Source organism: Halegenticoccus soli (assembly GCF_002844195.1).
In the GTDB taxonomy this organism is placed as follows: domain Archaea; phylum Halobacteriota; class Halobacteria; order Halobacteriales; family Haloferacaceae; genus Halegenticoccus; species Halegenticoccus soli.
The window spans coordinates 1-20,590 of record NZ_PEND01000013.1; the positions used below are offsets into that span (position 1 = coordinate 1).

Below are 20,590 nucleotides of genomic sequence, written 5' to 3' on the forward strand. Positions count from 1 at the left end.
CGTTTTCGTAGTAGATGGCGCTTGGAACGTCGCCTAGAGCCGGGAACCGATCCCGCGCCTCCTCGGGCGACACGTCGTACAGCCGATCGGCCGGTGGGTGATCCGATTTCGCCCGTCGGGCGTAGATACGTTTCCGACCTTCGGAGAACGCCGTATCGTCCCCCGAACGGCTGGCTACGAGGATGCCACACTGGCTGTACCCGGTCTCTTCTAATTCGGTCGTCAGCGAGCCGTAATAGCTCGCCGCCTCGACGGCGAACTCGTACCACGCTTCGGATTCGTGACGGCTGGTTTCGGGCGAGACGATACCGGCTCCGGCGTCGGTCGCCCGACCGCGATCCCGTCTGTCGACGAGAAGTGTGCCGGCGCCGGCACTCGAAAGGTGGTATCCGATCGAAGCGCCCACGATTCCCCCGCCGACTATTACGACGTCGTACACGTGACGGGTGACTTTGTATAGCCATATAAAACCGCACTGCGGTCCGAACGAGCTTCGCAGCGAGGTGTAATCACGTCGACGTGGGACATCCGTACCGACAGCTGAGTTCCCCGACAGCGGAGACAGCGCACTAATCGCCGGTGCGAACGAGGAGCCGAGTACTGTTTTGGCGGGGATTCGGCCCAACGGGGGATATCACGTGGCGTGCGGTCATCCTTGTTGTCGGAACTGTTCGAGGACGCTGTCGGGAACCGGGTTGTAGTACTGAAACGTCTCATCCGCACACAGTTCGTCGAAATCAGCGTCGGTAGTGAGGATGGCGTCGGCGTTGTGAGAGCGTGCGAGTGAGATGAGAACGCTGTCGTAGACGTCGTGGTTCTTCTCGGCGCTAATCTCGTAGGCGGCGAGGAGAGCTTCTCGATCCGCCGAGACGATCTCAAGTGGCTGTCTCAGGAACCGCTGAACGACGTTGCGAGCGCGGTGTGGTTCGACGGAGTACCGTTTCGTGAGCACATACTGAGCGCGAAATGGGAAGTAGTCGAACACGAGGAGACACGATTCTCCCGCGAAGCCTCGCTGGACGTACGGAAAGACGTACTCGTGCCCCGGATGATCGCCGAGTAGCGCGATTGCTATCGCGTTTACGTCGAGAAGGAGCCTCTCGAATTCGATCCGTTCCTTACCGTCCATTGTCGTCCTCGAGATCACCGAACATCGCTTCCCCCACGTCAAGGAAGGCCTCTTCACCCCACTCGTCCTTATTCGACGAAATCGGCGTAAACTGCGGCCTGTTCGGTCGGAGGTGGATTTCGCCCTCCTCGAGGTTGATATCGAGATCGTCGCCCTCTCCGAGCTGGAGTCGATCGCGGATGTGCTTCGGGAGCGTGATTCGACCCCGGTCGTCGACCGTCACCGTTTCGCGCCCCGTGTTCGTACCCATCCTTACTCACCCACCAGTAATTACCCCGGTTTGCAGAAAAGGTGTTGCGGTGCCCGTAGGTCTCCATCTCTATCGGACGCCACTGAGCGATCCGTATCGTTTTGTACTCCCTTTTCAAGTGTCCGAGTACACATCTATGCCGACTCCCAATGACCGCGTCGTCGTGGTTGGCGCTGGCGTCTCGGGGCTTGCCATCGCCCGCGAACTCGCGCCCGACCACGACGTTATCGTCCTCGACAAGGGCGGTGTCGCCGCAGACACGTCCTCCCGAGCGTCCGGGATGATCTCGCTCTCGCTCGAACCGTTCCCCGAGGAGTGGGCGTCGTTCGCCCTGTCGCAGTTCCGCGACCTCAACGGACGGGGCGTCTTCTCGTTCACGGAGCGCGAGACGGTTCGTCTCGTTCCCGAGGCGAACGCCGATCTATACACCGACCAGGCACCCGACGGCGGGGAATTTCTCACCCGTTCCCAACTGGAGCGCAGGTATCCGGACTCGTTCGGCGACCTCTCGGCGTACGGGGGCGGTCTCGTCTACTGCGGGACCGGATTCCTCGACGCACTCGACTACGCAATGACGTTGAAGTGGGCCGCAGAACGGGACGGCGCGGAGATCTTCCGCGACCACGAAGTGACGGACGTCCGGGTCGAAGACGGCACGGTGACCGGTGTCGAGACGGAGTACGGCCCTATCGACGCCGACTACGTCGTCTACGCGACTGGATGGAAGACGCGGGACCTCCTCGCCGAGTACGTCGAACTTCCGGTGAGACCGCTCCGGTGGAACGCGGTCGTCATCGAACCCGATGATCCCCTTCCAGACGACTGTCCGATGGGTTCCGAACCGACGATGCGGATATACTGGCGGCCGACCGCTCACGGGAACGTGCTCGTCGGCGGGAACGAACACCTCCTCGACGACCCCGAAGACGCGCCGATGGGCGTTCAACCGTCGTTCCGCGAACGCGCGGTCGAGGACGTCGCACCGCTGCTCGACGGGGTCGCTGCGGGGACCGTCCGCCGTGAAGATTGCTGTCCGACTGCGGACTGCGCCTCGCCTGACGGCCTTCCGATCATCGACGCCCCCGAGGAAGCGCCGGACGGGCTCGCGGTCGTGACCGGTCTTCACGGCCGGGGCGTCATGCTCTCGCCCGTGGCAGGACGCGCTGTACGGTCGCTGGTCACCGGTGAAGATTCACCGTTCCCGATGACCCAGTTCCGACTCGATCGATTCGATGATCGATCCGCCGATTTCGAGTATCGGAGTCACTGGGGGGCGGGGGAAGACGAGTCGATGTCGTAAAGTGGACTCTTTTCCGACAGAGATCCGAGGGGGAAGGCCCCTCGGTTTTCGGTGTGACGGTTTCCAGCCCGGGACAGTGGGCCGCGAGGTCTACTGTTATGGCTCCGCGGTGCGTATCAATACGCCGGTAATTACGATGCCAGCATCTTCGAACGGGAGTGTCGTGCGACGGCTCCACGAACTGGGCACCGAAGATGTCGGCGTAGCCGGCGGCAAGGGTGCGAACCTATCCGCGCTGGCACGGGCGGGCCTCCCTGTCCCACAGGGGTTCGTCGTCACGACCGCCACCTACCGGGACCTCGTCGAGCCGCCCCGGATTCGGGAGGCAATCGATCGACTCGACGCGCTCGACGCCGCCGACACCGACACCCTCGCCGCGGCCGCGGCCGAACTCCGGTCGCTCATCCAGAGCCGGGAGCTCGGCGCGTCCGTCGAGACGGCGGTCGCCGACGCGATGGCGTCGTTCGAGAGCGCCGATTCCTTCGCCGTCCGGTCGAGCGCCACGGCCGAGGACCTGCCGAGCGCGTCGTTCGCCGGCCAGCACGAGACGTTCCTGGGCGTGGCGAGCGCCGACGTCCTCGACCGCGTCCGCGACTGCATGGCCAGTCTCTTCACCGACAGAGCGGTCACCTACCGGGCTCGCAACGGCGTCTCCCACGCCGACGCGGAGATGGCTGTCGTCGTCCAGCCGATGGTCGACGCGGCGGCCGCAGGCGTCCTCTTCACCGCGGACCCCGCGACCGGGAACCGACACGTCTCGGCAGTCGACGCGAGTTTCGGTCTCGGGGAGAGCATCGTCGCCGGCGACGTCACGCCTGATCACGCGCTCGTGGACGCGCGGACCGACGAGGTGCTGGAGTACACCGTCGGCACGAAGACGATCGCCGTCGAGTTGCACGGGGACAGCACCGCGGGCGAGGGAACGTCGGGGATCGAAACCGAGGAGACGCCGACCGACGAAGGGGGCGGGATCAGGCGAGTCGAACTGCCGTCGGACCAACGGGAGTCGCGCGTGCTCACCGACGACCAGCTTCGCACGCTCGCCGGACTCGGTGAGCGGGTCGAAACGCTGCTCGGCGCGCCACAGGACGTCGAGTGGGCGCTCGCCGACGGGCACTTCGTTCTCCTGCAGTCCCGCCCAATCACGTCGTTGTTCCCGCGTCCGTCACCACCACCTGCCGACGACCGCCTCCACGTCTACGTCAGCATGGGCCACATGCAGGCGATGCCGGAGGCGATGCCACCGCTCGCCCGCGACGTCTGGCGGACCTATACCGGAAACGCACTCTCAGCCCTGGGTTTCGATGATTCCCTCCGCAATCCGACGATCGAGGCCGGCGGGCGGATCTTCGTCGACGTCACCCCGTTCCTGCGCCACCCCTGGCTGCGATCCCGGCTGATCGAACGAATCGCCGCGATAAACGAACCCATCTCCGCCGGGCTCGCCGCTATCGTCTCGCGACGCCCCGAGGAGTTTACGTCCCGCGGCGTCACCGTCGGCGCACTCCCGGGACACGTCGCGACGGCTGGGCGAGTAGCTCGACTGCTCGGCCCTGCAGTCCCGCGTATCGCTCGGAACCTTCTCGGTGCGTTGGCCGGCCGCGGGCCCACCCCCGACGACGAGTCCTGGGCTCGCATGGGCGACCTGTTCGCCGGACAGGTCACCGACGCACCGACCCCCGAAGCCCGGGCCCGCGCCGTGTTCGAGACCATCGACTTCGGGCGTTTCTTCCGAGAGGCCTATCCCCGAATCAGCCCGTTGTTCCTCGCGTTCGCGCTCGGTGGCTGGCTCGCGCGGGCGTACCCCGATCAGCCCGAGGACGTGAACGCGATCGGCCGAGGGTTCGAACGCGACGTCGTCACCCGCATCAACCTCGGCCTCGGAGACCTCGCCGACGTCGCCCGAGACCACCCGCGGGTCGCCGCGGCCCTGCGGGACGGCGCCTCCCTCGGGGACCTGGAGGACGTAGACGGCGGCGAGGCCTTCCGTGACGCGTTCGAGGGATTCCTCGCCGAGTTCGGACACCGTGGCACCGGCGAGATCGACCTCAGCAGGCCGCGCTGGCGCGAAGATCCGTCCGTGCTCCTCGCCGTCGTCCGGGCGAACCTCGCGGACGAGGCGGCGGGCGACCACCGCGAACGCATCCGGCGGCTCGCCGAGGAGGCCGAGGCGGCCGCCGCGCGCCTCGAAGCGCATGCCGACCACGGCCTGCTCGGCCCGCTTCGCCGCCGCTACGTCCGCCGGCTCATCCGCACGTACCGCGACACGGTCTACCTCCGGGAGTACCCCAAACAGGAGGCCGCCCGGGCGTTCACCGCGTGGCGGACGGCGCTGCTTGATGCTGGGGAACTGCTCGCCGCCGATGGACGACTCGACCGGCCGGACGACGTCTGGTATCTCCACAGGGACGAACTGTTCGACGCGCTCGATGACGAGCGCGTGGACGTCGACATCGCCGCCCGCCGCCGGGAACACGCACGGAACGCCGACCTGGACGCCCCGCCCGTGTTGACGAGCGAGGGGGAAGCCGTCCGTGGGCAGGTGGACCGCGGAATGGTCCCCGAGGGGGCGCTTGTCGGTACCGGCGTGTCGTCGGGCGTCGTCGAGGGGGTGGCCCGCGTCGTCCGCGACCCGGCGGCCGCGACGGTGGAGCGCGGCGAGATACTCGTGGCGCCCTCGACCGATCCCGGGTGGACACCGCTGTTCCTGAACGCCGCCGGGCTGGTTTCCGAAGTCGGCGGCTCCGTCAGTCACGGTGCGCTCGTCGCCCGAGAGTACGGCCTGCCCGCCGTCGTTTCCGTGCCAGACGCGACGAAGCGGATTCGGACCGGACAACGCATCCGTCTCGATGGAACCCGTGGCACGGTTGAACTGCTCGACGGACGGCCGGCGACCGCCGACGCGGAGCACGTCGAGCACCCCGAAACCGGTTCGGGTGGGGTCGAGTAGGCTTCGAACGCCGATTTTTCTGCTTTCGATGGAGCCAACTTCCCTTGGGCACCCTCGCGACGCGGAACGAGCGAGCCAGGAACGTGGTGATGGGTATCGGAAACGTCTCGCAGACGATTCCGACGCTCGCCATCATCGCGCTCGTGTTTCCGCTCCTCGGTCTCGGGTTCCTTCCGGCCCTCGTCGGCTTGTTCACCTACGCGCTGCTCCCCGTCCTGACGAACACGGTCGCCGGCCTCGAGAACGTCGACGAGAGTACGGTCGAGGCGGCGCGCGGCATGGGGATGACCGACGCGCAGATCCTCCGGAAGATACAGCTGCCGCTGGCGCTGCCGGTCATCTTCGCGGAGATCCGCACGAGCGCGGTTCTCAGCGTCAGGACGGCGTATCTCGCCTTCTTCATCGGCGGCGGCGGACTCGGCGTCTGGGTCATCACGGGGATTTCGTTGTTCGACACCGCCCAACTCCTCGCCGGCGCGATTCCGGGGGCGCTGTTGGCGATCGGCCTTGACTCGCTGTTCGCGCTCGCAGAGAAGCAACTGAGCGCTGAGCGGCACAGTCAGCGGTCGTCGGCCGTCAACTAGTCGAAAGGAGCCGGTCGAAACGCGGTAGAAATCCCACCCGCCGAAACGCCGGTCTCCCGTGCGCGTTCATGGACGGGGTAGACGCGATCGGCGACCGCCTCTGCACCGTAGCGGATGAATCGCTCCGATTTCGAGCGGTGCCGGGCGTCCTCATCGCCCTGTTCGGCCGAGAGCGCATCGGGCTACGGCCAGAGCCCTCGTGCTTCGTGTGCTTCCGCGATACGGGACAGCGCGACGATGTAGGCCGCATCGCGCCAAGTGACGTCACGCCGCTCGAACTCCGATCGAACCGCCCCCCAGGCGGCCCGCATCTCCGCTTCGAGTTCGTCGTTCACCCGTTCGAGCGACCACGCTCGCCGATTGATGTCCTGGAGCCACTCGAAGTAGCTCACCGTGACACCGCCGGCGTTGGCGAGAATATCGGGAACCACCGCAACGTCTCGCTCGGCGAGGATCGAATCGGCCGTGGAAGTAGTCGGCCCGTTCGCACCTTCGACGACGAGATCCGCGGCAATCGCCGCCGCGTTCTCCTTTGTGATCACGTTCCCCAGCGCTGCGGGAATGAGTACGTCGACGTCGAGCGTGAGCAGTTCGTCGTTCGAAATGACGTCGTCCGCATATGTGGTGACGGCCTCCGGCTCCTCGTCGTGCGAGGGGACTGAGGCCGTATCGATCCCCTCCGGTTCGTACATCGCCCCATTCACGTCGCTGATCGCGACGACTGTCGCACCCCAGTCGTCGAGTAGTCGGGCAGCATTCGCTCCGACGCTCCCGTAGCCCTGGACCGCAACTGTCGTCTCCTCGAGCTGGCGGTCGTAGTACTCACAGACGAGCTGCGTGACGATCGCAACGCTTCGTCCGGGGGCTTCTTCACGGCCTTCGCTGCCGCCGACGACCGGCGGCTTGCCGGTGACGACGCCGGGCGTCGTTTCGCCCTCCTGCATCGAGTACGCGTCCATCAGCCACGCCATCGTCCGGGGATCCGTCCCCATGTCCGGGGCGGGAATGTCCTGGTTGGGGCCGATGACGTCACGGATCTCCTGTGCGAATCGACGCGTCAGCCGCTCTTTCTCTGCCGAACTCAGCTCCTTCGGGTTGACAGCCACACCGCCCTTGGCGCCCCCGAACGGGAGATCCATGACCGCGCACTTCCAGGTCATCCACATGCCGAGCCCGACACATTCGTCTCTGGTCACCTCGGGGTGGTATCGAAGCCCACCTTTGTACGGCCCTCTGACGCTATCGTGTTGGGCCCGATAGCCGGTGAACACCTCGACCGTCCCGTCGTCTCGTTCGATCGGGACCGTTACCTCGTGGACCTTCTTCGGGTACCTGAGCCGTTCGACGATACTCGGGTCAATCTCGAGTCGAGTAGCGGCGTGAGACAGCTGTCGGCGGGCCGTTTCGAGCGCCGATTCCGACTCCGTCGATTCTGCCGGTGCGTCTCCGGACCCGTCGTGGTCGCTCCTAGACGTCGATGCCATGGTTATTCGAGCGGCATCTGCCGATTTCGCATCGGTTCGCCACAGTCGGGACACCGACCGGGGTTGTTTTCAGCGACGATGATGTTCCCACACTCGAAGCACTCGTACGGACTTTCTTCGCCGGGAGTCGTCTCGATATCTCTCATGGTTGGCCACGAGCGCCGGCAGGCGATCTGGGGCACTCTACACGGGAGTAATAAGTGTCTAAGGGAATAATCGGGGGTTTACTACCAAACCGCTCTCTGAATCCGTGGTTCGTTATTCAACGCCCCCGGCAGGAGCGGCAACGGAGCGGTTGGTCTCTTCGAAGAGCGTCGCAAACAGTTTGCGCTGGACGGTCCGAGCGTGCTTGTAGAACGCGGGCGGGGAGATCTCGAGCGTCTCCGCAACATCCTCTCCTGTGCTCTCGCGAGGCGATTCGAAGAACCCGCTGTAGTACGCTGTCTGGACCACCTCGAGCTGTCGCTCGGTCAGCTTCTCGAGGAACTTCGAGTAGAGGTCGTGCTCCATCGACTGATCGAGCGTCTGCTTAGCACGGAGTTCGACGGTGGAGAATGTCTCGCGAACGAGTCGCGTGATCATTCGAATGTCGATACTATCCGGAATCTCGATGACGAGCGTCGTGGTGGTCGGATCAGCGGTCGCCTCCCGGAAGACGGCGCCGTGATCGGCTAACTCCAGGGCGAGGAACGGCTGTGTGAGCCGTAATCGCAAGACGCCTCCGTCCCCATCTGCGCTGATCTGTTGGACGTCGTCGACCGCGACCAGCCGAGATGCCGCTTCGGCGACGTCCTCGGGAGATGCATCTTCGACGGTGACGAAGACGTAACTCCCCTCCGTGGATTGTTGGACGCCACCCTGATACGAGAGTGTACATGCCGCGTCCTGAGCGAGCCGTGAGAGGACGAACGTCGGGTCATCGATAACGAACTCGACGCGAGTTATCGACGTCGTGAGCAGCGCGTTCTTCCGCTCAAGCGCGCTGAGCGCAGACGCGATGGTTTCTCCGAGCTCGGCCAGGACGGCCTTCGCGGTGTCGTCGAACGCGTCTCGGGTCGGTGCGTAGACCGTTAATACGCCGTGGGTGAGATCGTTGTACGCGAGCGGAATACTCAGCACCGAGAGGTAGTCGCGAGCGAGCGCGTCTTTCCGCCACGGTTCGTCGCGGAGACCGGCGGCGACGTTCGTCACCATCGTCACGTCTCCGGTCCCCGCCGTTTTCCCGGCTGGCTCCGCATCTGAGCCGGCGATGGCGAACGACTGGCAGTCCAGATAGCCCTGTTCGCTTCCCGCCCAGGCTCGCGGTTCCACCGCGTCGCTCGTCGGATCGGCCGTCCCGATCCAGGCGAATCGAAACCGGTCGTCGGCGGTCAACAGTTCACAGACCGTATGGTCGATCTCCTCGCGCGTTTCGGCCTGGACGAGCGCCTGATCGATTTCCCGAATCGTCTCGTTGATGCGATTCAGATCGGTTAGCTGTTCGTTTTGTTGCTGGAGCGTGCGGTCCTGCTCACGGAGTCGTGACTCCCGGGTGATGCGGTCGAGAGCCGCTTCAGCCGTCGCTGCGAGGAGATCGGCCAGCTCCCGGGTCACATCGTCGAAGGCACCCACCTGATTCGAGCCCGCGACGAACACGCCGTGATTGCCGAGCGGGATGTAGGTCGCACTCCGGAGGTCAGTCGCCCTGTTTTCGAGTCGGTCTGCCTCGTGGACGTCGTCGAAAAACAGTATCTCGTCCTCGACGAAGCTGTAGCTCGGAAGCGTCTCTCCGTCGGCGCGAACGGCCGGAAGCGGTCCGTTCAGCTCTTTCATCGTCGCCGAGCGTGCTGCGGGCCGAAGGTCGTTGGCATCAGCATCGAAGAGATAGACAGCACTCGCATCGAGATCGAGGACACCGGGTGTGTCGTCGACGACGTGCTGGGCGATTTCCTGGTGGGTTTCGGCATAGAGGAAATCACGGGCGGTCTCGTGGAGCGTCGCAAGCGCTTCCTCGCGTTGCTTCCGTTTCGTAACGTCCCGACAGCTGAAGAGGAGCGTTCCGTCCTGAATCGAGACTTCGCGCACGTTGACCAAGAGCGTGTGCTCGCGCCCGGCTTTGTCGGTCGCCGTGCACTCGATGTTCTTGAGGACGCCGTTTTCCGCGAGTTGGTCGCGATCGACGAGCTCCTCACCGAGGAGCTCGTCGATAGTCCCCAGGTCGCGAATCTCCGCGGCCGTATAGCCGAAGATGAAGTGGACGTTGGGACAGACGTAGGTGTACTCGCCGGCGTCGTCCGTGATGAGGACGGTGTCGGTCATGTTGTTGAGCGTAACGCGGTGAAGTTCCTCGGACTGACGGAGATTGCGCTCTAGATCGACACGCTCGGTGACGTCGACGCCCTCGACAACGATCGAGACGAGGTCACCGCGTTCGTTATCGACCGGGCGTACGGAGAGATCGATGATGCGCGGATCGTCGAGGTGCGGCGGCTGTGGGATGACGGCGGTACCGAACGTCCCGTCGAGTGCGTTCTTCACGATCCGGTGCACCTCCGCCTCCGTCGTGTCCGCGTGCGACCACCACGGGAGCGTCCAGAATGGCTCGCCGACAAGAGTTTCGACGTCCTCGTCGATCATCTCCCGCGCCGTCTGATTCACGCGGGCGAGTGAGCCGTCCGGGTCGAGCACCCACGTCGCCGTCCGCGAATCGTTGAAGATCGCATCGAACTGTCTGGCGCGCTCTCGCCGGGAAATCGCCCGCTGTGCCGACCGAATCGCCCGTTCGGTTCGAGCCACCAGCTCCTCGATCATCTGGTCAGCCGATTCCGTCAGTGCGACGTAATCGGTAACCCCGGCCCCGATGGCCTCACTGGCGATGGTTTCACTTCCGGACGTAGCGCCGATTATCACGGGGTGCGCGGCAGTTTCGTTGCGGATCTCTCTGAGCAGTTCGACTCCCGTCGTCTCGTCGAGCGCGTACTCGCTGATGAGACAGTCTGTGGCCCGCTTCCGGAAGACTTCGAGCGCCTCCGCTCCGGTTTGAACTCGCTGCACAGTCGCGTCAGTCCCAGTTTCGAGCGTCGCTGCGAATCGCCCGACCCACTCACTTGTTCCGACGAGTAGGACGGCCGACGAATCAAGGACGGTGGGGGAAGACGCCATTATTCGATACCTGGGGACCGACGGGAATGCAGCTTACCGCCGGTTCCGGCCCAGCCTTGCTGCTGTACTGGATCGAGATTCGCGCTCATTACTAGTCACCCATCAAACCGACAAGAGACAAAGGCGTTTGCTATTTAGCCCCAGAGGCAATCGCGGGTTGCTCGGTTATCCCCGTACCCTTCCGTTGGAACCGCCTCGCTTGGTATATCCTTTCGTTCGACGAACCGGTGACCCTCGTTCGGAGTACGTGTGTCGGCGTGATTGTCGTCGGTGTCGCAGGTCTCCACCTCGCTTCTGGTGGTCACTGACTACCTACTGCCGAGCCGCATGTACTTCGAACCGATAGGTATCGCCGTGCTCGACGTATGCAACACGGTCTTCGAGATCCGCCTCCCTGACCGCCTCTTTGAAGTCCGACAGCGGCGACTGGAAAACTTCGTAATCGTTATAGTGAATCGGAATGTTCGTGTCCGCATCGAACAGTTCGACGGCCTCGACGCCTTGTTCTGCGTCCATCGTCAACAGGACGCCGAGGATTCTTGTCCCGCCCAGATGCAAGAGTGCGAGGTCGATGTGGGGGTAGCGCTCGGGAATCTCTTTGAGGGCATCGTGCATCACTGTATCCCCCGTGATAAATAACTGGAAGCGGGGCTGTCCCTCCTCTGGTTGGAATTCGAGCATGCTTCCCATGACGGGCGGAAGTGCCTTTTCGACCACAGGCGGGCCATGTCTGCCGGGCGTCGACGTGATAGCGAGTTCTACGTCTCCCTTGCGGACAGTCATCTCCTCCCACGTGTCCAGTGGATACGTTTCGCGGAACCCCTTCTCTGCGAGTTCGTCAGCCGCGTGCTGAGTCGTCACAATGGGGAGGCTTTGGTCGAGTTTCTCTTCGACGACGTGGTCGAAATGATCGCCGTGATAGTGTGAAAGCAGAACGAAGTCAATATCTGACGGGAGTTCTTCGATCTCGATGGCCGGGTCGGTCTTGCGCTCCGACCTGATACCGTACCCGAGGTGGACGTGGTCGCCGCTGTGCAGGAAGTTTGGATCGGTCAGGATTGTGAACCCGGCGTAGCGAATAATCACAGTGGCGGTCCCGACGAAGAAGATCGAACCACTCTCACGGTCAACGTCGCCGGTCTCTGGAGCCGGAAGGTCAAGCGTCTGGTTCATACTCTCTTCTAGTTGGCCGCCTCCGCGTTCTGCGGACGTAGCCATTCCTGGAGGCGGTCGGAATGAATACCGAATCTGAGTCCTGTGAGATATGACAGGAAACTCGAAATAAGTATCCACAGTACTCTTGGATGCTCTATGCCGATGTGTAAGATGGTATCAATCACACCCTCACTGTACAGGCTATCTGCATACAAGATTTTTGCCATATAGTCGAAGTGCCCGTTCAACTGATTTGTGGGGACGTTAGGTAGTCTTCAGAGCGATGAGTGTAGCCATGATGCCGCTAGTTCCACGCAACGGAGTCACGATAATCGACACCGCGATCGAGACGGGATTCGATCTCAAATGAGACGCACCGAGTCGAAGGTTCGATCGAGCGAGGATATGTATTTGAATATCCACCCAAACCGTTCATGTCCCAGGGACTTATAGTCCCTCATATGAACTGGGGACAACGGTTAGAAGGAATCGGCGCGGGCTGGATAATCCTCTTGGGCGTCCTCTTCTTTTTCTTTCCCGAACCAGTTACCTCATTCTGGGGCGCCATTCTGATACTCATCGGTGTGGGGATCTTTCTTGTCGGGTGGTGGCGCGATCGACAGGAGTCGGAAACTGTGACGGCGTAATTGGCGATCCCACAGCGTACCTTTTGCTGCCGGGTACGGGCCGTGCCTATCGGCCTGCCTGTCCCTTCTGTGGTTCGAGACGGCGTCGCCGTCTCGTCATCACAAAAGACCAGAGGTCTGCCGAACGACCACGGTGGACGGGCTCAACTGGAGAGATCAGTATTCTGTGGCCTCAGCCGTGTTCGTAGCCACGCACCGCGGTACCTGGTGAAACGAGACCTAGAGCGATACTTAGTGAACTACCCTACCCTACTCGCTCACGGCTGACGCCGTTCGCTCCGTGAGGGGAGGGCTTCCTGCTTCCACGACGCGCTTTGCAGATACAGGAGTATCCACAGGGAGCGCAGTCTCCACAGGCGTTAATTCGGAGTATCCCACTCCTACGTCTTCGAGGCCACGAAAAAGAATGTTCCACGCCGCGTTCGCGTCCCTGTCCGCCTCAAATCTACAGGCGGGACAGGAGTGTTCACGGACCCACAACGGCTTGTCCGTCGAAACGCCGCACGCCGCGCACTCCTTGGTCGTCCCTCTCGGTCGACCGCCACGAAGTGCGTCCCCTCTCGCTCGCACTTATAGTCGAGCAACGAGAGGAAAGTTCGCCACGCCGCAGACGCCGTGTTGCGGCTATTCGACGGCGACTCCATCATCCTCTTCACGTTCAGGTCTTCAACTGCTACGAGGTCGTACTCCCGAGCGTAGTAGTTCGAGAGCTTGTGCAAGAAGTCGCGGCGCTTCCGTCGGAGGACGGCGTGACACTCCGCGACTCGACGCCCCATCATGAAAGAACAGGGTCACGGAGCGATTGTGAACATCTCCACCTTCTCAGCGTTCGAACCCGCAAGCGACTTCCCCGTTTCGTCGGTGCTTCGGGCGGGACTCGGAAGTTTCACCAAACTCTACGCCGATCAATATGCATCCGACCGCATCCGGATGAACTCCGTTCAGCCCGGGTTCGTCGATAGTTACGAGATCGATGAAGAAACGAAGGAGGAGATCCCACTGGGGCGCTCCGCGAAGACCGCAGAGATCGCCGACGCAGTGGCGTACCTGCTCTCGCCGGCTGCGAGCTATCTAACGGGCCAGAACATTCGCGTCGATGGTGGCCTGACCTCGTCTGTGTAGACGGACCGGACACCCTGGCGACGCTCTGTACTCGCCCAGCGAGAATACGTCGAGAAAGGTCAGCTCGACCGGCGTACCGACTTCTCCCTGATCGCCGACGTGTGCCGCAACGCCCTCAGAGAACGCCCGAGCAGGAAGTCCAGTACCTCCGAGAGACCGCCCCCGCCTCCCTCCGAAAGTACGGCTTCCCCTTTCGGCGTTTACCCAGCTGTTCTTTCGCGTGTAGACAGAGCAGCTGTCTCCCCGTTCAATTACTATACCGCACTCGAATAATTTACTGTAGGATACTAGCAGAAAAGGTCTTAGTGGACTCTTCAGAACATCTGGAGAAGAAGATGGCGTCACACCGACACACCGCGGTTGCAGCCCGAGCAATTCAACTCGCGATCCGAGAGGGGCTTTTCACGGCGTCGGACGTCTGTCGAACGCTCCGCCACCCGCCGATGCAACACGCTGTGACTCAAATTCTAGAGCACCTTGAAACAGAGGGGTGGATCGAGCGGGTCGACTCCGAGTCGTCTCTGTGGCGCGCAGGAGACCTTGCAGCTCGGTACGGGAAGATGGACGACCACGCAAAGCGCCGGGCACGAGTTCGCGTGCGAAGCGCCGAACGTCCGCTCACCTCCTGGAGCAAACCTACCGCAGAACGGCGACGCCGGTGACTCAGAGCACGGCTCAAGCCACTGTCTGTGCGATGTCACTTCACCTTCCCAAACGTGATCCTGGATGGGCGCGTGATCGTCGCTGTCCGACGTGTGGCGAGCTCTCGTCGGCTACACGGGTAGCGCTCAACGGAACTGTCTTCGTCTGCCCAAACGGTCACCGCTGGTTTCGCGAGGCGGCCGTCGGCAGTGACCGGTCTCCGTAGATCTCACACCCCGATATTGTCTCACGAGGTGTATCAGGACACCTCACGAAGAGGTACAGGCCGTCCGACGCCGCACGGGCGTTGCGACGACTACTGTTATCTTTCCTGGGATGGCCGCCCTCGCGGCCATCTTCTACGGTCGCCTCTCTCCCGGTAATCCACTGAGACGGTGCATACAGAACTGTCCAGGAGGTAACGGGACTCACCTTGGCACAAAAAGTAGAACGGGCCACCGGTTCGGTCAACGTTACGCGCAGTTCGCCTCACAGCGGGAGACATCTGGATTGCCGTCCTTCAGGGTGATATCCTCGAGGACGAACCCGATGTCGTCGAACTTGACCGTGACGTCACACACCGTGTAGACGGTGTCGTTCCACGTGAGGTGGAGTCCGTAGATGCGGAACTCCGCGTTCTCGACGAGGTACGCTCGGTGATCGATGTGCGCGTCGGGCAAGCCGGGGCCGACCACCGACACGTGCTCCCAGGCGAAGACAGCGTCCTCGATCACGATTGTCTCGTTGATGAGCTTCACCTCGTCTGCACCTTCAGCCGGCGGTTCGCCCGCTGCGGTCATGCTGAACCCGATGAGTACCACACCGAGTAGCATCGCAACGACGACGAGGCTAACTACGGCTGAGATGGCACTCAAGGCTGTTCGTATCACTGGTATACACCTCGATTGCATTAAACGTCTTCTGAGGAGATGAATATGTCGAACGCGAAAGTAACGACGATCACTATCCACGCAGCCCTTCGACGCTGACGGCGTGCAGCTACGCGAAGAGTCTCGGCGTCTGTGGTGTCGCACCGAGGACCGGTCGTTTGGGGAGCGGCTCGCCGAAACCAGCGAAAAGTTTGATTGGGTCCCTCCGGCGTTCCGCGACCTCTCAGCCTGAGCTCTGGTGAATTCCTTCGCAGGGAACTACCGCATCGCTCGCATCGGTGGCCGCCACACCTATGCCATTCTGTAGCGTACGTCTACGTTGGGAGCCACCACGCCTGCGTTTCCTGTGCCGTCAAGGGTGCGGTGGCTCCCCTCGTCGCATTGGACACGCGAGGCCAGTGGCAGCATGACCGGGCTGGCACGAGCACAGCCTCGGCAACTGTGATACTGGCCTCGCACTTGACGATTAGCTCTCCGGTAAGATCGTCTCGTTCACGGGAAACGCCTGGGGAAACCAGCGCCAAGCGCTCAAGGTCTTGTCTGGTCTTGATCCGTTGAGCAGGACAACGCCAGCGCGAAAGGCTTATCCAATGTATGAAGATCGGAATGATAAGTATTCTACTATCGTTTAATCAATGCAAAAAGCGTATGGTAAAGGATTACACTCGTCTGAATAGACTGTAGAAAATCATCAAACCGGGCTCTAGCGGGCGCAGAAACATCCGACCGCGTGTGACCAGTTGAACGCAGAACGCAACCACCTCATGACGAAAGACACGAACGATCTCGGAGAGCGAACAGGCTTCCGACCAACCAATTCGCGGCACACTTCCCAACAGACGCCCGGGGCGGAATCGCTCGCGAACGACCTGACCCGGCCAACGGATGAGAGAGCCGCCGTAGGAACGGCAGCGAACGGGAACATTCAAAACCCGGCGATCCAGATCGGCCCGAAGTTGGATCTCGGGGGACGACTCATCGTCGGAAAGGGGCTCGCTTACGAGACGATCGAGGCCGCCTGGAACGACGCACAGGACGGCGACAAGGTCTACGTCCACTCGTCGTACGACGCCCAGGAGGCGGGCGAACAGTTCCCAATCGTCCTCGATAACCGGGAGAAAGAAGTCACGCTCACCGGCGGGCATCCCTCTGGGTCGGTGATCGACGCGGGTGACACCGACACCAACGTCATCGAGGTCATCGGCCGGGGCCAGAGCGATTACCGCAACAACCCTCTCGTCCAGAATCTCAAAATCACGGGGGGCAATGTGGGCCTGCGAATTCGCGCGGCCCCCTACTCGATGTACCAGAACCTCATCCTGTACCAGACGGGGTCGCACGGGGTGCAACTCGACGGCTACACGACAGACGACGGCCTCGAAAAGCGGACCTTCGGAGTCAATCTCCGCTACTGCGTGGCATGGGGCTGCGGCGGCAACGGCTTCCGCCTTGAAACCGATGCTGTCCCGAACAGCACGTCGTTCTACGGCTGTCACGCCATGTTTAACGGACGGGCTGGGAGTGCGACGCTTCCGGGCGTGCAGATGCGTGGGTACTCGACGCGGTGGCACGGTGGCTCTATTCGGGGCAACGGCGGATTCGGCGTCGACGCTCGCGGCGGATCGGCACAGAGCGTCTACGGCACGTACTTCAAAGGAAACGGTGCGACGCGACAGTACCCGAGCGACGTCTACCTCTCCGAGACGGCGGTTGGCCACACGATCGAGGCCTGTTACTTCGACGGAACGTATTCGGTAGATTCGCCGAACGGACGATCTCGAGAGTACCGCGCGATCGTCGTCTCCGGCGCGCCGACCGTGTCGATCAAGAACACGACGTACCGGGGCTACGAGGACGCGTTCATCCTCGTCCGGAACGCTCGCGACGTCGACGTTCATGGACCGTCGCACGTCGGACTGGACAGCACCACGTTCGTCAGCACGTCGGGGTCGGTCCGACTCCGGAGCAATGAGGTCGTCCAAGAATCGGACCTGCGCGAGATCTCCGGCGGATACCGGGGCGATCTCGGCATCCACGACGGGTCGGGCGATGCCCGATGGGGGCTCGCGATATGGAACGGCCGAGAGTGGGTTAGCGCCATGAACTCGACAGTGATTCAGTAGCCGCTGGGGCTTGGTTGGCGAACTCACCAGAGAACTTCCTCGTTGAGGGCCTCCAGGAACGATACGACGTCGTCTTCGGCGCAGATTGCGTACGCCGACGCTGACCGGTGTCCGTGGAAATCGTGGGTCTACCCAGTGACGCGGCTTGCCGGCGTACGCTACGTACTCGTTACCCTGGACGATCTCGGGAACGGATACGAGCGCACGACCTCTCCCCCGGTGAAATCGATTCCCCATCGATTCTTGGTGCCGCTGCCCGTCTCTCACCGATCGCTATCGTCGGCATGCGCTCTCGGCTGTGAGCTCCACAGCGCAGGGACACGCTCCCACGAAGACGAAATCGCCCGATACCGACGGTGGCTCCGCTCAGAGCGGCACCTCTTCGAAAAACCCCTCGCGGAGATACTCCTCACGGGCGCCGCACGCTGGACACTGCGTGAGCGCGAGATACGCTGACGACCGTTCGACGGTCGGCGTCGACGCTGAACACGTGTGCGCCTCTACGGTACCGATCCACCGCGCAGGAATACACAAACTGCGTCGCTAGCCGCTCGAAGGTCCGTTCTCTAACTGGTTACTCCGCGAGACGGTCTCGGGTGGGCGTGATACACTTTTTTCCCTCCGGTTACTGAAGGATATATCTGTCATGGGAACCGTTGACGTTGCAATCGGAGTCGACGCCGACTGCGTCGCCGGCTGGCTCGGCTCCTACGGCGGTGCGGATTCCCCCGCGGACCTCTCCCGGGGGCTGGCTGCCGGAAACGAGGGCATCCCGCGGATGCTCGCGCTCTTCGAGGACGAGAACGTCCGGACGTCGTGGTACGTCCCCGGCCACACGATCGAAACCTTCCGCGACGAGATCGAGGCGGTCGCCGACGCCGGTCACGAACTCGGAGTCCACGGGTACTCCCACGAGAACCCGACCGATCTCACGCGAGAACAGGAAGACGAGATCCTCGAGGTCTCGATCGATCTCATCGAGGACGTCACCGGATCGGAGCCCGTCGGCCACCGTGCCAGCTGGTGGGAGTTCAGCGAGAACACGCCCGATCTCGTGGAAAAACACGGGTTCCTCTACGATAGCAGTCTGATGGAACGCCAGTTCGAGCCGGGCTGGCTGCGCAAAGGCGACACCTGGAAGAAGATCGACTACGACGAAAGCCCGCAGACGTGGATGGAACCCTACCAGTACGGCGAGGAGACCGACATCGTCGAGATCCCGATCAGTTGGTACCGGGACGACATCCCGCCGATGCTGTTCATCAAACAGCCGATCTACCACGCGGGGTATAAGGACCCGGAAATGATGTACGAGCAGTACTACAAACGCCAGTTCGATTACTTGTACAACAGGCGCGGCGCTGGCGTCTACACGTTCACGATCCATCCCGACATCCACGGCTTGCCGCACATGATCCCCCTCCTCGAAGAGTTCATCCGGTACGTCAAGAGCCACGAGAACGCGCAGTTCGTCACCCTCGAAACTATCGCCGAGAAATTCAGAGACGATCCGTCGGTGTACGAGAGCGAGAGCGGGTACGTCTGATCAATCGGTCGACGCGAACGCGTCTCGGATCGCGTCCGCGTCGTCGAACGCTTCGAGCGCAAGTGCGAGCCGGTGTCTGGCCTGCGGTGCGGAGAGATCGCCGGCGAAGATAGCCCCGCACTCGCGGAGACGTTCGCCGCCCCCTTCTCCGCCGTAGACCGGCGCGACTCGCCCTTCGAGACAGCGCGACGTGACGACGACGGGAACGCCCACATCGATCGCGTCGCGAACGCGCTCGGCGATTCCCGCGGTCACGTTCCCGAGCCCCGTCCCCTCGATGACGAGGCCGTCTGCGTCGTGTTCGAGTGCGGCCGCAACCAGTTCGCCGGAGACGGCGCCTCCGCTCTTGATCGTGAAGACGGTCGCCGCGAGCGACGTCGCCTCGATCGGACGCGTCTCGCTTTTGGGGGGACGGTGAATCGAAACGCCGCTCCGATCGACAGTCGCGACCGGTCCCGCGTTCCTCGATCGAAACGCCTCGAGAGCGGACGTGTGTACCTTCGTCACCGATCGCGCGCTGTGGATCTTCTCGTCGAACGCGACGAACGTGCCGCCCGCGTCGCGCTCGACGAACGCAGTTGCCGCCCGAACGGCCGTGAGTGTATTGCTCGGTCCGTCCGGGCTCACCTCGTCGGGGCGGCGCTGAGCACCCGTCAAAAACACCGGTGTGTCCGGCTGTACAGTGACGTCGAGGTAGTAGGCCGTCTCCTCCATCGTGTCGGTCCCGTGGGTGACGACCACGGCGTCGACCGCTGGGTCGGCGTCGAGCGCTCTCACCCGCTCGCCGATCGTCTCGAGCGTCGACCCGTCCAGTTCGTAGCTCGGTATCTGCGCGACGTCTTCGACCGTGAGCGTAGCGTACGCCTCGAGTTCGGGAACGGCTTCGAGGAGTTGTGTCCCCGTCTCCGTCGGTCTCGCGCCGTTAGCCGCGTCAGTGCTTGCGATGGTCCCGCCCGTGCTGAGAAGGGTCACGTTCATGTGGTCGCGTTCTTCGTCGACGACCCAAAAGGTACTCTATCAATTCGACGAAGGCTCCGTCGAGAAAGGGCAGACCGACCGGCGCACCAACTCCTCCCAGATCACCGACGAGGGCCGCACCGCTCTCAGAGAGCGTCGCGAGTGGGAGGATCGGTCCCTCCAAGAGACCGCGCTCGCCTAACGCCGAGAGTCGCACCGGAATTCCCCCTGTCAGAGTGAAGACTGGGGCCTCACGATGTCCGGGGCTAGGTAATGCGGACCGCCTCGTCGACGTAGTAGATGTAGCCGCGGCTGTGGAGAACACTCAATAGCGCCTCAGCAGACTCCTCGCCGAACTCGGAAGCGACCACTGAGAGAGCTCGTTCGCGAGGTAGTTCACCACCCGCATTCTCGACCGGCGACCGAAGCACCTCAAGTGCCTCCTCGGCTCGCGGCGGGAGTGGCGTTTGAGGGTTCATCACGAATACGTATCGCGGGCTGCGCCATAAATCTACCACCGTGCCGTGATTTTCGGATTTCGGTGCCTCTCAGCGGTTCCGTCCCCGGTTTTTTGTCCGGCGTATCGTCCCGAGTCTATCTCGTTGCCGAAGCGAAGCACGCCTCCCGTCTCGCGGGAGGCATCTTTGTCCTACATACCGTGTGCGATTTG

The 20,590-nt window shown here is 62.7% G+C and carries 14 protein-coding genes and 4 pseudogenes; 7 read left to right on the plus strand and 11 right to left on the minus strand.

Going from position 1 to position 20,590, the window contains the following annotated elements; translation table 11 throughout:
• The 3 genes from CNO20_RS22080 to CNO20_RS22090 all read right to left on the minus strand — a co-directional run.
• The coding region (locus CNO20_RS22080; RefSeq protein WP_233204292.1) for an FAD-dependent oxidoreductase at positions 1–439 on the minus strand (439 nt) is incomplete at its 3' end.
• Positions 440–649: 210 nt separating this feature from the next.
• Positions 650–1,129: a type II toxin-antitoxin system VapC family toxin gene (locus CNO20_RS22085; protein ID WP_101298373.1), complete on the minus strand. Its 480-nt coding sequence runs from the start codon at positions 1,127–1,129 to the stop codon at positions 650–652.
• On the minus strand, positions 1,119–1,352 hold the full coding sequence (locus CNO20_RS22090) for an AbrB/MazE/SpoVT family DNA-binding domain-containing protein (protein ID WP_199174972.1): 234 nt from the start codon (positions 1,350–1,352) through the stop codon (positions 1,119–1,121). The genes CNO20_RS22085 and CNO20_RS22090 overlap by 11 nt, the downstream gene beginning before the upstream one ends.
• A gap of 163 nt (positions 1,353–1,515) precedes the next feature.
• Here CNO20_RS22090 and CNO20_RS22095 point away from each other — a divergent pair, with 163 nt between their 5' ends.
• From CNO20_RS22095 to CNO20_RS22105, 3 genes and pseudogenes are all read left to right on the plus strand, one after another.
• On the plus strand, positions 1,516–2,679 hold the full coding sequence (locus CNO20_RS22095) for an NAD(P)/FAD-dependent oxidoreductase (protein ID WP_101298375.1): 1,164 nt from the start codon (positions 1,516–1,518) through the stop codon (positions 2,677–2,679).
• Between the two features lie 163 nt (positions 2,680–2,842).
• Complete coding sequence (locus tag CNO20_RS22100) at positions 2,843–5,629, plus strand: PEP/pyruvate-binding domain-containing protein (protein WP_233204293.1); 2,787 nt, start codon at positions 2,843–2,845, stop codon at positions 5,627–5,629.
• 38 nt (positions 5,630–5,667) lie between these two features.
• A pseudogene (locus tag CNO20_RS22105) lies at positions 5,668–6,213 on the plus strand (ABC transporter permease); the annotation flags it as partial.
• A 182-nt stretch (positions 6,214–6,395) separates the two neighbouring features.
• On the opposite strand, the gene gdhB reads toward CNO20_RS22105, so the two are convergent.
• The 3 genes from gdhB to CNO20_RS22115 form a co-directional block, all read right to left on the minus strand.
• Positions 6,396–7,697: a glutamate dehydrogenase GdhB gene (gdhB, locus tag CNO20_RS22110; protein ID WP_101298378.1), complete on the minus strand. Its 1,302-nt coding sequence runs from the start codon at positions 7,695–7,697 to the stop codon at positions 6,396–6,398.
• Positions 7,698–7,699: 2 nt separating this feature from the next.
• Complete coding sequence (locus tag CNO20_RS22815; RefSeq protein ID WP_143423335.1) at positions 7,700–7,843, minus strand: rubrerythrin-like domain-containing protein; 144 nt, start codon at positions 7,841–7,843, stop codon at positions 7,700–7,702.
• 112 nt (positions 7,844–7,955) lie between these two features.
• The gene (locus tag CNO20_RS22115; protein ID WP_101298379.1) at positions 7,956–10,838 is read right to left on the minus strand and encodes a bacterio-opsin activator domain-containing protein; all 2,883 of its coding nucleotides are present in this window, start codon (positions 10,836–10,838) and stop codon (positions 7,956–7,958) included.
• Between the two features lie 180 nt (positions 10,839–11,018).
• On the opposite strand from CNO20_RS22115, the pseudogene CNO20_RS24480 reads away from it, so the two are divergent.
• Positions 11,019–11,146: pseudogene (locus tag CNO20_RS24480) on the plus strand (ligand-binding protein SH3); the annotation flags it as partial.
• Between the two features lie 4 nt (positions 11,147–11,150).
• Here CNO20_RS24480 and CNO20_RS22125 read toward each other — a convergent pair.
• Together CNO20_RS22125 and CNO20_RS22140 are read right to left on the minus strand one after the other, a co-directional pair.
• Complete coding sequence (locus tag CNO20_RS22125) at positions 11,151–12,011, minus strand: MBL fold metallo-hydrolase (protein ID WP_101298380.1); 861 nt, start codon at positions 12,009–12,011, stop codon at positions 11,151–11,153.
• A gap of 878 nt (positions 12,012–12,889) precedes the next feature.
• Positions 12,890–13,410: pseudogene (locus CNO20_RS22140) on the minus strand (RNA-guided endonuclease InsQ/TnpB family protein); the annotation flags it as partial.
• 1 nt (position 13,411) lies between these two features.
• Between CNO20_RS22140 and CNO20_RS22145 the strand changes: the two are divergent.
• A pseudogene (locus CNO20_RS22145) lies at positions 13,412–13,762 on the plus strand (SDR family oxidoreductase); the annotation flags it as partial.
• Between the two features lie 1,115 nt (positions 13,763–14,877).
• Here the strand turns inward: CNO20_RS22145 and CNO20_RS22150 are convergent.
• The gene (locus tag CNO20_RS22150) at positions 14,878–15,294 is read right to left on the minus strand and encodes a hypothetical protein (RefSeq protein ID WP_143423331.1); all 417 of its coding nucleotides are present in this window, start codon (positions 15,292–15,294) and stop codon (positions 14,878–14,880) included.
• 956 nt (positions 15,295–16,250) lie between these two features.
• On the opposite strand from CNO20_RS22150, the gene CNO20_RS22155 reads away from it, so the two are divergent.
• Positions 16,251–17,417: a right-handed parallel beta-helix repeat-containing protein gene (locus tag CNO20_RS22155; protein ID WP_143423332.1), complete on the plus strand. Its 1,167-nt coding sequence runs from the start codon at positions 16,251–16,253 to the stop codon at positions 17,415–17,417.
• A 646-nt stretch (positions 17,418–18,063) separates the two neighbouring features.
• Positions 18,064–18,963: a polysaccharide deacetylase family protein gene (locus CNO20_RS22160; RefSeq protein WP_101298385.1), complete on the plus strand. Its 900-nt coding sequence runs from the start codon at positions 18,064–18,066 to the stop codon at positions 18,961–18,963.
• Here the strand turns inward: CNO20_RS22160 and CNO20_RS22165 are convergent, their stop codons facing one another.
• Both CNO20_RS22165 and CNO20_RS22175 read right to left on the minus strand, forming a co-directional pair.
• Entirely contained in the window at positions 18,964–19,941 is a 978-nt protein-coding gene (locus CNO20_RS22165; protein WP_101298386.1) for an asparaginase, read from the minus strand.
• Positions 19,942–20,186: 245 nt separating this feature from the next.
• Positions 20,187–20,399 (minus strand): hypothetical protein, encoded by a 213-nt coding sequence (locus CNO20_RS22175; protein WP_101298388.1) that lies wholly within the window; start codon positions 20,397–20,399, stop codon positions 20,187–20,189.
• Between the last annotated feature and the right edge of the window lie 191 nt (positions 20,400–20,590).

Coding starts and splice junctions, on each gene's coding strand:
- CNO20_RS22085 (WP_101298373.1), bottom strand. CDS start 1,129: ATGGACGGTAAGGAACGGATCGAATTCGAGAGGCTCCTTCTCGACGTA.
- CNO20_RS22095 (WP_101298375.1), top strand. CDS start 1,516: ATGCCGACTCCCAATGACCGCGTCGTCGTGGTTGGCGCTGGCGTCTCG.
- gdhB (WP_101298378.1), bottom strand. CDS start 7,697: ATGGCATCGACGTCTAGGAGCGACCACGACGGGTCCGGAGACGCACCG.
- CNO20_RS22815 (WP_143423335.1), bottom strand. CDS start 7,843: ATGAGAGATATCGAGACGACTCCCGGCGAAGAAAGTCCGTACGAGTGC.
- CNO20_RS22115 (WP_101298379.1), bottom strand. CDS start 10,838: ATGGCGTCTTCCCCCACCGTCCTTGATTCGTCGGCCGTCCTACTCGTC.
- CNO20_RS22125 (WP_101298380.1), bottom strand. CDS start 12,011: ATGAACCAGACGCTTGACCTTCCGGCTCCAGAGACCGGCGACGTTGAC.
- CNO20_RS22160 (WP_101298385.1), top strand. CDS start 18,064: ATGGGAACCGTTGACGTTGCAATCGGAGTCGACGCCGACTGCGTCGCC.
- CNO20_RS22165 (WP_101298386.1), bottom strand. CDS start 19,941: ATGAACGTGACCCTTCTCAGCACGGGCGGGACCATCGCAAGCACTGAC.
- CNO20_RS22175 (WP_101298388.1), bottom strand. CDS start 20,399: ATGAACCCTCAAACGCCACTCCCGCCGCGAGCCGAGGAGGCACTTGAG.